This window comes from Nostoc sp. (assembly GCF_036917135.1).
GTDB lineage: Bacteria > Cyanobacteriota > Cyanobacteriia > Cyanobacteriales > Nostocaceae > Nostoc.
Genome location: NZ_JBALEA010000091.1, coordinates 102,110 through 116,230, shown reverse-complemented (window position 1 = coordinate 116,230; position 14,121 = coordinate 102,110). Strand labels below are relative to the sequence as shown.

Here is a 14,121-nt window from a genome sequence, read left to right as displayed (position 1 = left end):
CAATTGCTAACTCAAGGCTTATTTTTCGGACATACTGTTGACAAAATCTCTATCTTATGGAACGAAACATACCTGCTCGTCAAGCTCTAGTCTTAGTCCCTGACTCATTGCCTATTTACAACAACTTGGGCTATACTATGCACCAACTAAGGATTATTTGACGAAGCAATTAACGTTTATTGAGAGTAGTTTCAGCAATTTCAAGTTAGAGAAAAGTTTAAGTGATCTAAATTTATCGAACAGTTACAATATATAAATTATGACTATTCTTCAAGATTACTCAAGCTCAGAAAGCTTTAAATTCACAATCATAACACCTCTATATAATCGAGTCACTTACTTAGAAGATTGGCTGCAAAGTTTGTTGCGACAAAATCATCAAGGAAGCACTGAAATTCTGTTAATGGATGATGGCAGTACCAGTATAAATCGTCATGATATTGAAGCCATAATATCGAAATATGAACAAGAAATAACTCAGAAAAAATATGTATTTCATTATTTCTGTCAAAAAGAAAACCAAGGAGAATTCAAAAACGTAAACATGGGTTTACAAATGGCAAATGGTGAATGGATATATTTGCTTCATGATGATGATTGGGTGATGGATGATGCATTTATAGAATGGGAAAATGTAGTCGATCAATATCCCGATGCTGATTTAATTACTGCACGTTTTTTTAATATCAACAGCCAGAATGAAATTACCTTTGAGTCTCCAGCATTAGAATCGGAGGGATGGGTTGGAGATACATTCATAAACAATTTTATCTATGGAAATCCTCTCCACATCCATAGCACAATTTTCCATAAAGAAGTTTTTGATAAAATTGGTAATTTTGCAGACGATATTCGTTTTTATGCAGACTGGGAATATTGGAGACGGGCAAGCAAAGCTGATTTGAAATGGTATTATCTGCCAAAAAATTTATCCTATTATCGTGAGCATGGTAATACAGAAAGTTTTAAAAGGGAACAAGAATTTTTTGGGAAAGATTTTTGGAAAATAATCGAAAGAGGAAAAAAATATTATACACATGATGAATTTTATGCATCTAAATTTTATCAATATCAGGATATTTTCCAAAAACTCGATGTTTGTTGGGAAAATCGTCAGTTAAGCGACTCACTAAAGATCATATATAATATGATTTTGTTTTCTGAGATGGAAGATGGGATAGGATTAGAATGTTTAATAAAACTACCAATTAAATACAAGGAAGAAATTATCAAAATGTTTGAGTTTATTCCTAAAATAAATGTAGGATTTGACAAAAAGAGTTACATAAATGCTATTTCTGTAGCTCTCAAACTTGCTGTTCAACATCAGCAAGCTAATCGCTTAACTGAAGCCCAGCAGGTTTATCATCAGATTCTGGAAGCACAACCAGATCACCCTGATGCCTTATATGGGTTAGGCATGTTAGCGCAACAGCTACGTCAACCTCAAGAGGCAGAGAATTTTCTGAATGCAGCCGTTAAGGTTAAGCCAAATTTTGTCAAGGCTTGGTTCAGTTTAGGCAATTTGCATCAAGCTCAAGGCCAGTTAACAGCAGCGCAAGCAGCTTATCAACAAGCTTTAGTCCTAGAGCCAAATCTGGTAGCGATACACAACAATCTGGGCTACACACTGCAACAACAAGGTAAATTTGAAGAGGCGATCGCTTGTTATGAAAAAGCCCTGGAACTACAGCCCAACTGTATTGAAGCTGAGGTGAGTTTAGGTAATATCCTCTACGAACAAGGCAAGCTTTCTAGGGAGCAAAAACTCCATTATGCACAATTAAATCACAAATTAGGTTCGGCTCGGAAAAAAGTAGGGGATTTGAAGACTGCGGTTATTTCTTATAAGCAAGCGATCGCACTACAGCCAGATTTGCTAGAAGCTTATTATAACTTGGCGTTGACGCTGCAAGAACAAGGTGAGTTAGAAGAGGCGATCACCTGTTATCAAAAACTCTTGGAACTTAATGCCAACTACAGAGAAGTTCACCTCAACTTAGGCAAAATTTCCCAACAGCAGAACCAACGAACCTATACTATCAGGTTCTCAGGGTAGATGCCTGCGACGTGCGATTGAGATTTTCGAGGATTATATTCCTGTAGAAATCACAGCAAAATCTCGTAGCCATCAATATAACTATTGTAATTTAAACACAGAGGTACAAAAGCTATGGCAATTATCCAAGTTGAGCATCCAGTCATTAATGAATCTTCCTTTGAGCCAGAAAACCGACAAGATGGTATCAGTGGCGTGATGCTAATTCATAATGAGGCAGAGTTTTTGGCACAGGTGATTGACAGTTGGATTGATGCCATAGATGAATTAGTTATTGTTTTTAATGATTGCACAGATAATTCTCCTCAAATTATTGCAGAATATGAGAGGAAGTATTATCCTAAAATCAGAGCTTTTCATTACTTGCAACGGGTATATTCACCCAATACAAAAGAGCAATTAGAATTAGATGTAACAAACATCAATACTTTTACCTTTTATGCTAACTTTAACCTCAGTCAAACGCGATACAAAACATGTGTTGTGATCAATGGAGATCATGTTGGTATTCCTGAATACCTCAAGGATATTTATAATTTATTGAAGACAAATCCGCTTCAAAATACTGCCTTGTTTTTTTCTGGACTTAATCTTTGGAAAAACCCAGATAATAGCCAGTATTGCATTAATTTAAATGACATTGCTCTGGGTGACGGAGACCTAGCATATTGGACTGTTTCACCCAATCATATATTTGCAAAAAATCCCCACGATCCGCTATTTTCTCTAGTTAGGTGGGATGGACTGGAATACTATTATTTAGGTTTTATTTTCTGGCATACACGTTTTTTAAAAAAAGACTGCGGGCTAGGGAACTATGGTAGCCATTCAGAAAACCTTAATCAATTTTTTGATAATAAATTCAAAGAAGCAAAACTGGTTCCACTATCTCCAGAATTCAAAGAAAAAAACCAAGGGTTTCAATATATTTCTGTAGAACAGTTTTCACTTTATTTTAATTTTGGTTCTTTGCCTGAAGTTGTAGGTGTTGACAGTGTAATTGAAATGCTGCAACAAGCTCTTCAACATTACCAAGCTAATCGCTTTACTCAAGCTGAACAAGCTTACCGCCAAGTTTTAGATATTCAGCCAGATCACCCAGAAGCATTGTACAGATTAGGTATTCTGACTCAACAGATGGGGAATCCTCAGAAGGCACAGGAGTTGCTGAGTAGGGCATTACAAGCCCAGCCAAATTCAGTCAACATCTGGTTTAGTTTGGCTAATTTACGGCAATCACAAGGAGAGTTGACCGCAGCTGTAGATGCATATCGTCAAGCACTGAAACTGCGCCCAGATTCAGCCCCAATATACAACAATCTGGGCTACACTTTTTATCAACAAGGTGAGTGGGATGAAGCGATCGCGTGTTATAAAAAGGCTTTAGAGCTAAAACCTAAATTTACTGAAGCCGATGTGAATTTGGGTAATGCTCTCCACGCCCAGGGAAAACTCTTGCCGGAACAGCAGGTTCACTATGGGATGTTAAACTACCAATTGGGAGAAAGCCGCTCCCAAGTAGGTGATTGGGAGACTGCGATCGCTTACTATCGTCAGGCAATTGTCCTTCAGCCTGATCTTACAGAAGCCCACCATTACCTGGGCATTGCACTACAACAAAGTATTACGACTGAATTAAACCCCCCACAAAATGCGATCGCACGCTAGATATGAAAATACTTGTAACTGGAACTGAAGGTTATATCGGCTCCTTATTAGCTCCCTTCTTAATCCAACAAGGTCATGAAGTTATTGGTTTGGATACAGGCTTTTATAAAGTAGGTTGGCTATATAACGGCACCAAAGTAACTGCCAAAACCCTCAACAAAGACATCCGCCACATCACAACAGAAGACTTGCAAGGTGTGGAAGCAGTCGTTCATCTGGCAGAACTCTCCAACGACCCTTTAGGTCAATTAGCCCCTGACATCACTTACGATATCAACCACAAAGGCTCAGTAGATTTAGCGAAGCTGGCGAAAGCAGCTGGAATCCAACGCTTTGTCTATACTTCATCATGCAGTGTCTATGGTTTTGCCACTGAAGACCACGTTACCGAAGAGTCTATCATCAATCCCCAAACAGCTTATGCCAAATGCAAAGCACTTGTCGAACAGGATGTGAAACTCCTTGCTGATGATGGCTTTTCTCCCACCTTTCTCCGAAATGCCACAGCTTATGGAGCCTCCCCAAGAATGCGCTTTGATATTGTCTTAAATAATCTAGCAGGTTGGGCATGGACAATTAAAGAAATCAAGATGAACAGCGACGGTACACCTTGGCGTCCCCTAGTTCATCTGTTGGATATCTGCAAAGCAATTAGCTGTACCTTAGAAGCTCCGCGTGATGTAATTCACAACCAAATTTTTAATGTCGGTGATACAAATAGCAACTACCAAGTCAAACAAATTGCTCAGATAGTTGCAGATGTTTTTACAGATTGTCAATTGAGCTTTGGTAAACACGATCCTGACAACCGTAGCTATCGGGTTTTATTTAATAAAATTAACCAAAATTTACCAGGATTCAAATGTGAATGGGATGCCCAGCGCGGTGCCCAACAACTCTATAATGTCTTCCAGCAAATTGATCTGGATAGAGAAACATTTGAATCTAGAGGGTTTACTCGTCTGAAACAACTGGAGTATCTCATTCGCACTCAGCAAATCGATCAAGATTTCTTCTGGCGAAGTGTTTAAATAAAAATATAAATGTATGAATTTACCAAAACCAACAAATAATCAACCAATAACTGGTAACTGTATGTTCTGCGGGACAGGGTTGCACCATACCTTCGTAGATTTAGGTATGTCTCCTCCCTGCGAAAGCTATCGCAGCCTCAAACAACTCAATCAAGTAGAGCCTTTTTATCCTCTCCATGTCTATGTTTGCGAGGAGTGTTTCTTAGTTCAACTCCAAGAATACATTAGCCCAGAAAATATTTTTAGCGACTATGCTTATTTCTCTTCTTACTCTGATAGCTGGTTGCAACACGCCAAAAATTATGTTGATTTGGTAATAGAGCGTTTCCAATTAAACCAGGAAAGTCAGGTAATAGAAATTGCTAGTAATGACGGCTACTTACTGCAATACTTTGTTGGCAAAGACATTCCAGCGCTAGGAATAGAGCCAGCAGCAAATGTTGCTGAGGTAGCAATTAAAAAAGGTATTCCGACAGTTGTCAAATTTTTTGGACAGGAGACAGCCCAAGAACAAATTGCTAAGGGCAAACAGGCAGATTTATTACTAGGAAATAATGTCTTAGCCCACACACCATATCTCAATGATTTTGTCAAAGGGATGAAAATTATCCTCAAAGCGCATGGTGTAATTACTATGGAATTTCCCCACCTGATGCGGTTAATGGAGGAAAATCAGTTTGATACTATTTACCATGAGCATTTCTCTTACTTTTCTTTCCTCACCGTAGAAAAGATTTTTGCGGCTCACGGGTTGACAATTTTTGATGTAGAAGAATTAACTACTCATGGTGGTTCTTTGAGAATTTATGCCCGCCACAACGAAGACTCTGACAAACTCGTTAGCCAGCAAGTATCAGAACTGAAATATAGAGAAGAAACGGCTGGATTTACGCAATTAGAATACTATTTTTCCTTTGGTGAACAAGTTAAAGAAACCAAACGCCAATTATTAGATTTCTTGATTAAAGTTAAGCGAGAGGGAAAATCTATTGTTGGTTACGGCGCTCCAGGTAAGGGAAATACTCTCTTAAATTATTGTGGTATCCGTACAGATTTTATTGACTATACAGTAGATCGTAACCCTTACAAACAAGGTCAATTTTTGCCAGGAACTCATATTCCGATTTTTCATCCAGACAAAATTGCCGAAACAAAGCCGGATTATGTACTAATTTTGCCCTGGAATCTGAAAAATGAAATTATGGCACAAATAGCTTATATTCGTGATTGGGGAGGTAAATTTGTTGTACCAATTCCTGAAATTAATGTCTACTCTTAAATGTTTAATATTTATAGCGGTTCCCAGTCAGATGCGGTACAAAATTAAATCGCCAGGTGTAGGGGCAATTCATGAATTGCCCCTAGGGGTGTACCTCACGTGAACGAGAACCGCTATATTTAATATTTTTTATCATCAAAAAAGGTAATTAACATGAAAGTAGTTTTATTTTGCGGTGGTTTAGGAGCCAGAATGAGAGAGTATTCAGAAAGTATTCCTAAGCCGATGGTGACTATTGGTTATAGACCAATATTATGGCATGTAATGAAATACTATTCTCACTATGGGCACAAAGATTTTATCTTATGTCTTGGTTACAAGGCTGACCTAATTAAAAGCTATTTTTTGAATTACAATGAATGGCTTTCTAATAACTTTAGCCTTTCCAACGGAAGTAATATTCAGTTATTTAATCGGGATATTCAAGATTGGAATATCACATTTGTAGATACAGGTTTAACTGCTAATATTGGACAAAGATTCAAGGCAGTAGAAAAGTATTTAGAAGGAGAAGAAGTATTTTTAGCTAACTACAGTGACGGTTTGACAGACTTGCATCTACCAACGTATATTAATAATTTTTATCAGCGTGATAAAATCGGTAGTTTTTTGTGTGTCAGACCAAGCCAAAGTTTTCACCTAGTTGATATGCATGAGGATGGCTTGGTAAGGGATATCAAAGATGTCAAACAACGTGATATTTGGATTAATGGAGGATATTTTATCTTTAAAAAAGAAATTTTTAACTATATTAATCGTGGCGAAGAACTTGTTCTTGAGCCTTTCCAAAGACTGATTGCCAAAAAAGAACTTTTTGCCTATAAATACACTGGCTTTTTTGGGGTAATGGATACCTTTAAAGAGAAGCAACAGTTAGATGATATGTATGCTCAAGGCGAAAGACCTTGGGAAGTATGGGGAGATGAACAACTAGAAGTCAGGCATATATGATCCAACTTAGCTTGAATAAAACAGAAGAATCTGAGTACAAAATTCTTTGTCTCGGTTCTCATTGCGATGATATCGAGATTGGTTGTGGAGGCACAATCTTAAAGCTGATAGAGAATTATCAGCATGTTGTTGTCTATTGGGTTGTCTTTAGTTCCAACGAAGAAAGAGCGCAGGAAGCAACAGCAAGTGCCAGTCTTTTCTTAAAAGAAATCCCGGAAAAGAAAATTATCATTAAAAATTTTCGAGATGGTTTTCTACCCTTTCAAGGGATAGAGGTGAAGGAATGCTTTGAGCAGTTGAAGCAAGAATTTTCACCAGATATCATCTTTACTCATCACCGAGACGATCGCCACCAAGATCACCGCTTAATTTCTGAGTTTACTTGGAATACCTTTAGAAATGATTTAATTTTGGAATATGAAATACCCAAATATGATGGTGATTTGGGTATTCCTAATTTCTTTGTCCATTTAGATGAGGCACTTTGTCGCCGAAAAATTCAATATATTTTGGATGCATTTCCTACCCAAAATAATAAGCAGTGGTTTACAGAAGAGACTTTTCGTTCTATTCTCAGAATTCGGGGGATTGAATCAAATTCACCGAGTAAGTATGCTGAAGCATTTTACTGTCGGAAAATATTTTTCTAAAAAACTAGATTTTATTTTGCAAATTCATGATACTTTCTGAAACTAAAATAAAAGATGCATTTATTGTTGATTTAGAGTTGCACCGAGATATTCGGGGCTTTTTTGCTCGGAGTTTCTGTATGCAGGAATTTGAAGATCGGGGTTTAAAGCCGACTATTGCCCAATGCAACTTATCTTTTAACTATAAAAAAGGAACGTTGCGGGGTATGCATTATCAAATGCCTCCTTCTCAGGAAACAAAGTTGGTGCGTTGTATTCGGGGAGCTATTTATGATGTAATTATCGATTTGCGTCCAGAATCTCCTAGCTATTTAGCTCATATTGGTATAGAGTTGACTGCTGAAAATCGCCTTGGTCTCTATATTCCAGATATGTGCGCTCATGGGTTCCAAACGCTCAGTGACGAAACCGAAGTGACTTATCAAATGGGTGACTTCTACGCCCCAGAATATGCCAATGGCTATCGTTATGATGACCCAGCTTTCAATATTGAATGGCCTCTACCTGTGAGTGAAATAGCTGATAAAGACAGGAATTGGGCTTTATTTAACTCACTTACAATCAAAAACACGGTCATATCTAAAAAATGATCAGTCAATTCACTGACCAAATTGTTGTGGTGACAGGAGCGAGTAGCGGTATTGGTAAAGCGATCGCTTTGGAAATGGCGGCACAAGGTGCTGTATTATGTCTAGTGGGGCGTTGTTTAGAAACACTCTTAGCGATCGCTCACACTATTCAGCAGACTTCACCCAAATCCAAAAGCTATCAGGTTGATCTGGCGTTGGATGAAGACATTGAGAAACTCATAGTCTCTATTGGGCAAGATTTTGGGCAAGTTGATATCCTGATTCACAACGCTGGTATTTTCTCAATGGGTACGATTGCAACTACCCCCGTTGCCAAATTCGACCAACAATATCGTACTAATGTCCGCGCTCCTTACTTGCTGACTCAAGCTTTGCTACCCATGCTCAAAATCCAGCATGGTCAAATTGTGTTTATCAATTCATCTGTGGGCTTGAGAGCAAGTGCTAATGTAGGACATTATGCAGCAACCAAACACGCCCTAAAAGCGATCGCTGATAGTCTTAGAGAAGAAGTTAATACTGACCAAGTACGTGTTATTAGTGTCTTTCCTGGGCGGACTGCAACTCCTATGCAAGCAAAAATTCACGAGATGGAGGGTAAAATTTATCACCCGGAACGCCTAATACAAGCAGAAGATGTGGCAAGTGTAGTCATCAATGCACTTAGCTTGCCTCCTACTGCTGAAGTTACTGATATCAGCATCCGCCCATTTACCAAACCCCTACTTTCTGAAAATTTAAAATAGCTGAAAATATATGAATGTTAGTAGTATAAAAATATCCTCAGAGCAAATTGCTCAGGAACTTTATCAACTAGTTTATCAGCTATATCCTATCTGTCGCAGTATTACAGGTAATGGTTTTAGAGAAACTCTGAAAATTATCCAGCAGCATATTCCTTTATCAACCCACGAAGTGCCGACGGGAACTGAGGTATTTGATTGGACAGTTCCGAGAGAATGGAATATTAAAGATGCCTATATTAAAAACTCTGAAGGTAAGAAAGTTGTAGATTTTGCTAACTCGAATCTACACGTTGTTAATTATAGTATTCCAGTACATCAAAAGCTATCTCTTCAAGAACTAAAATCACATCTATTTACACTTGTTGATTATCCTAATTGGATTCCTTACCGAACATCATATTACAAGGAAAGTTGGGGCTTTTGCCTCAGTCACAATCAGTATTTACAACTAGAAGATGGAGAATATGAAGTATGTATTGATTCTTCCCTCGAACCAGGTTATCTGACTTATGGCGAGTATTTCATCCCTGGAGAAAGTAGTGATGAAGTCTTAATTTCTTGCCATGCCTGTCATCCTTCACTTTGTAATGATAATCTTTCGGGAATTGCGATCGCTACTTTTATCGCTAAATATTTAAGTCAAACGACACCAAAATATTCCTATCGATTTCTCTGGATTCCCGGAACCATTGGCTCAATTACATGGTTGGCTCTCAACGAGGCGAAAGTCAATAATATTAAGCATGGTTTGGTATTAACTTGTTTAGGAGATTCAGGTAACTTTACTTACAAAAAAAGCCGTAGAGGTGACACTGAAATCGATAAAGTTGCTGCTTATGTACTCAAAAGCTCAAAACAAGATTACAAAATTATAGATTTTTTCCCTTATGGCTATGATGAGCGACAATATTGCTCACCTGGATTTAATTTAGCTGTAGGTTGCTTGATGCGATCGCCTCATGGTAGTTTTCCTGAATATCACACTTCAGCAGATGATTTAAATTTTGTTCAACCCCAATATCTTGCCGAGTCATTCTCTCAATGTAATTCGATATTGTATATCCTCAACAATAACGAAGTATACTACAACAAAAATCCCAAATGTGAGCCACAGTTAGGCAAAAGAGGAATATATCGGGCAGCTGGTGGTAACAAAGATAGCGGGCTAAATGAAATGGCAATCTTATGGGTTTTAAATTTATCTGATGGCCACCATACTCTCCTAGATATTGCCGAAAAGTCGGGAATGTCATTTGATGTGATTATTTCTGCTGCCGATACATTATTAGCACATGACTTGTTGAAGAAGAAGAAGTGAGTAGTGAGTAATGAGTAATGAGTAATGAGTAATGAGTAATGAGTAATGAGTAATGAGTAATGAGTAATGAGTAATGAGTAGTGAGTAATGAGTAATGAGTAATGAGTAATGAGTGGATTATTTTTTATTTTTCTTTCAACTTGTTGATTGAAGTTGTTAATATTTTAATAATTCTTTCATTCTCTTCTATCAGATTTTGAAATTTTGATTTTGACACTAACTCCGATTTTATCATTATTTTTATCCAATAAAGGGTTTCATTGGCTTCCTTTAAGGCTATAGAATACTTATTGATAAAGTCTTTATTTGATTGTGCATACTTAGCTTCTGAAGAGTTTGCACCTATTGATGTTCCGCTTCTTAAAAATTGTTTAGACAAGATTTTACCAGCGTCATCAAAAGGTCTTTTATTTAGCTCAGAATAAGCTTTGATAACTCTTATTGCAAAATTTTCTGTTCTTTCTTGAATACTGATATTTGCGTTATGATTAATCATAATTAAAAAAATGTGGCAATTAAATTTTACTTTATAAATAATGGGTATTTACTCATTACTCATTACTCATTACTCATTACTCATTACTCATTACTCATTCGGGACTGATTGTTTGGCACCCCAGCACAAGTTAAAGATGGTTGTACATGGGCTGGTTGAGCCGCAATTAATTCAATTTTTCCCTGGGCGTTGCGATACCAGGAAGTAGCTTGGACAAGAATCTCTGGGGATTGAGTTATTTGGGTATTCACCTGACTTGTTTTGCGGTAATCTGATAAATCTCGTATATCGTTCCAGGTGCGTAGGCGTAGCCCGTCGTAGACATCGCTCCCAATTTGCTGATTGGGATTTTGCGGTATGCCACCGCGTCCCGTTGCCACAAAACTACTGCCTTGATTGTTGGCGCAGCCTGTGACAATTTGCTGCGATGGATCAACTAAATTAACTGGGAGTTGCATCAACCCGGAATTGGGATTAACATCAGGGTTAGTAATTTGCACATTCCCGTTAATGCCAAATTCTGAACTGGCAGTAATATCGTTTTCAGAAGTCAGTTGAGGCCGATATTTGAGACCAAAGATCCCCTGAGTGGTAATTTGAATATTGCCACCTTTGCCCTCAAAAGCATTGGCAATAATATCGCTATTTTCTAATCCGACAATGAGGGGAGCATTAATGGTGATATTGCCACCGTTGCCACTGCCACCTGCTTCTGTTGTGATTGTACTGCCATGACGGAGCAAGAGATTGTTTGCAACATCTAAATTGATATTGCCACCTTGCCCAGAGGTAGTGGTTGCCTGAATAAGAGCGTTATCCAAAGAAACTTGATCTGCTTGGATGCTTAATTGTCCAGCATTACTCGTGCCAGAGTTTGTCAGGTTGACATAAGCATGATCGCGCACTGTGAGGTTCTTTGTGGTGATGCTCAACTTACCTGCATTACCCGTAGGAGCATCTGGTAAACCATAAAATTGCCTAGTAATCTGATTTGCAATGGGTGCGCTGGCAGCGATCGCAGAAGGCAATATATTCTTCCCTTCGATCAAAATGTCATTTGCTTGGATAGTTAATGTACCTCCATTGCCTGTAGCTTGGGTGCTTGTGCTGATTGATGCACCATTTTGGACGAGCAAGTGATTGGTTTTAATTATCACATCCCCAGCTGAACCATTGCCTAATGTGCTGCTTCCCACAGTAGTCGGAACTTTTGTGAACTGATTTATCCCAGTGATGCTAAGGCGATCTGCCACATTCACGGTGAGGTTGCCACCATTTCCTAAATTATTGGACTGTTTAGCGTCACCAAATACGCTCAACAGTGGCAGACTACTTGCCTGCAAGACGGCTCCAGCTTGTAGTGTCAAATTGGGGGTAGTCACAGACACATTACCCCCATTCCCTGAGCCTGTAGTAAAGTTACCGATACCGCTAGTCAGGGTTGGTGAAATTGGGTATGCACCTGCCATATCTATGGATTGCCGCGCCACTACCGTTATATCGCCCGCATTGCCGACACCCGTCCCAGGTATTCCGGCGATCCGAATAGAGGCGGCTAAAATGTCTCCTCCATCTAAGAAGTGCAATGTCCCTGTGGAGACATAGATATTGCCGCCATTGCTAAGGCCTAATGTGTAAGCAGCAATTCCACTAGGAGTGAAACTGAGCGGATGTGCGGCGATCGCGGAAATATCTTCTGCCACGTTGAGGAATATGTTGCCCCCACGCCCTGTAGCCCCAAGAAAGACACCCGTTAAAATTCCACCACTTTCCTTAAAAGTTAGTTGCCGCGCCACTACAGTCACATCTCCCCCGACTCCTGATGCGTAATTTTCACTGCTAATGCGGCTATTGCTACTCCCAGTCGATGCTAATGGCGAATTGAGAGGAACAGTACCACTGGCGGTGATCGTATCGGCTCGTACATCCACTCTACCTGCTGCTCCTGCACCTAAGCTCAGGGTTTCAATTGCTGCCCCATCCTGTAAAGTCAACTGCCCTGCTTGAATATTCACGGCTCCCCCATTCCCCGTTGCGCCTGATGCCACCTGATTGACAATCCAAGCGCTAGGGGCTTGAGCATTGGCATTGACTCCACCAAGGGAGAGCGATCGCGCGGCATTGACTGTAATACTTCCCCCCTGTCTACTACCCACAGTTGCGGCAGCAATTTGAGATTGATTTAAGCTGATATCCCGTCCGACAACTTGAATCCCCCCAAAAGGATTGCCCACAGGATCGGGATTCCAGAGAGACGAGCGGTTTGTGAAGCTGATATCCCGCAGTTCTTGGGCTTGGGTGTATCCCAACTGCCAACCTGCCGGGCTGGGTGTCAAACTGACAGTACCATTGCTCACTGCACCCACCTCAATCCGTCCAATGGGAGCAGTAATCACGCCACCGTCAAAGTTGACATCGCCGCCCACAAGGGCAATGGTTTGTCCAGGAGTTGCCACAATTCCCAAATTGCTGGTAGGAACTATACCATCATTACCCCTTCCTTGCACTTGAATCGCTCCGGGCATTTGACCGAGTTGCAGTCCAACAGGTACGCTGATTGTCAACAGAGGGGATGTTGTATTTGTGGCGTTAAACTTAAACCCGTCAGCAAATACTACACTGTTGGCAGTGGTGGCAATAAATGACCCGCCAATATTTAGCCTGGCATTCGGGCCGAAGATAATTCCACTGGGATTGAGTAAAAACAGATTGACTGACTTGGTACTATTGATCAACCCATCAATCTTGGAAACACTACCTCCTGTCACCCGGCTGAAAATCGTGGAGATGTTGGGGGTGTTGATTAAATTAAAGGTGGCCGAACCACCTGTGGGAACAGAAAATTGTTGAAAACTGTGAAACAGGTTACTGCCTGCGGCACTGCCATTAGTGATGCTAAAGTTCTTGCCAGTTTGGGAGACAGTGGTGTTGAGTGTGCCATCTGAGGTGATTTGAGCGTTAGCAGAACCGCACCAGAGGAACATCCCAATTGTCAAAATTCCATTAACCAAATCCCAGAAAATAGAGGGTGCTTTCATCGCTCAGTTTCCAGCAATACTTATCCAGCAATACTTATATAAATAGTGTTCCCTAATTCGTTACATAAATATTCCTTGTGAACTAAACCTGATCTAAGTTGAGAACCGTAGTTTTTGCCCTCACCCTAAATCCCTCTCCCATGTCTGGGAGAGGGACTTTGAAATTCTGCCTCCCCGAATCCCATATCTGGGAGAAGGGGTTGGGGGATGAGAGCAAATCCTTTTCATCACGGAAAAACTACAGGTTTCAAGATCAAGATAGATATGATTTACCTACACTGTAGTTAGTTCA

11 protein-coding genes are annotated in these 14,121 nt (G+C 39.7%); 9 read left to right on the top strand and 2 right to left on the bottom strand.

Annotated elements, in window-relative coordinates:
* Positions 1 to 259: 259 nt before the first annotated feature.
* From V7K50_RS29330 to V7K50_RS29290, 9 genes are all read left to right on the top strand, one after another.
* Entirely contained in the window at positions 260 to 2,059 is a 1,800-nt protein-coding gene (locus V7K50_RS29330; RefSeq protein WP_334966314.1) for a tetratricopeptide repeat protein, read from the top strand.
* A gap of 114 nt (positions 2,060 to 2,173) precedes the next feature.
* A complete protein-coding gene (locus V7K50_RS29325; RefSeq protein WP_334966312.1) occupies positions 2,174 to 3,727 on the top strand; it encodes a tetratricopeptide repeat protein in 1,554 nt (517 codons plus the stop codon).
* A 2-nt stretch (positions 3,728 to 3,729) separates the two neighbouring features.
* Positions 3,730 to 4,758 (top strand): NAD-dependent epimerase/dehydratase family protein, encoded by a 1,029-nt coding sequence (locus V7K50_RS29320; protein WP_334966310.1) that lies wholly within the window; start codon positions 3,730 to 3,732, stop codon positions 4,756 to 4,758.
* A 16-nt stretch (positions 4,759 to 4,774) separates the two neighbouring features.
* Positions 4,775 to 6,040, top strand: coding sequence for a class I SAM-dependent methyltransferase (locus tag V7K50_RS29315; RefSeq protein ID WP_334966308.1), 1,266 nt, complete (start codon positions 4,775 to 4,777; stop codon positions 6,038 to 6,040).
* A 153-nt stretch (positions 6,041 to 6,193) separates the two neighbouring features.
* Entirely contained in the window at positions 6,194 to 6,991 is a 798-nt protein-coding gene (locus V7K50_RS29310) for a sugar phosphate nucleotidyltransferase (protein WP_334966306.1), read from the top strand.
* Complete coding sequence (locus V7K50_RS29305) at positions 6,988 to 7,641, top strand: PIG-L deacetylase family protein (protein ID WP_334966304.1); 654 nt, start codon at positions 6,988 to 6,990, stop codon at positions 7,639 to 7,641. The genes V7K50_RS29310 and V7K50_RS29305 overlap by 4 nt, the downstream gene beginning before the upstream one ends.
* A gap of 26 nt (positions 7,642 to 7,667) precedes the next feature.
* Complete coding sequence (gene rfbC / locus V7K50_RS29300) at positions 7,668 to 8,231, top strand: dTDP-4-dehydrorhamnose 3,5-epimerase (RefSeq protein WP_334966302.1); 564 nt, start codon at positions 7,668 to 7,670, stop codon at positions 8,229 to 8,231.
* Entirely contained in the window at positions 8,228 to 8,977 is a 750-nt protein-coding gene (locus V7K50_RS29295; protein WP_334966300.1) for an SDR family oxidoreductase, read from the top strand. Before rfbC ends, V7K50_RS29295 begins: the two co-directional genes overlap by 4 nt.
* 10 nt (positions 8,978 to 8,987) lie before the next feature.
* A complete protein-coding gene (locus V7K50_RS29290; RefSeq protein ID WP_334966299.1) occupies positions 8,988 to 10,295 on the top strand; it encodes a DUF4910 domain-containing protein in 1,308 nt (435 codons plus the stop codon).
* Between the two features lie 124 nt (positions 10,296 to 10,419).
* Here the strand turns inward: V7K50_RS29290 and V7K50_RS29285 are convergent, their stop codons facing one another.
* Positions 10,420 to 10,791 carry a four helix bundle protein gene (locus V7K50_RS29285; protein WP_334966297.1) on the bottom strand — a complete coding sequence of 124 codons (372 nt, stop codon included), beginning with the start codon at positions 10,789 to 10,791 and terminating at the stop codon, positions 10,420 to 10,422.
* Between the two features lie 83 nt (positions 10,792 to 10,874).
* Entirely contained in the window at positions 10,875 to 13,829 is a 2,955-nt protein-coding gene (locus V7K50_RS29280; protein ID WP_334966295.1) for an S-layer family protein, read from the bottom strand.
* Positions 13,830 to 14,121 lie beyond the last annotated feature (292 nt).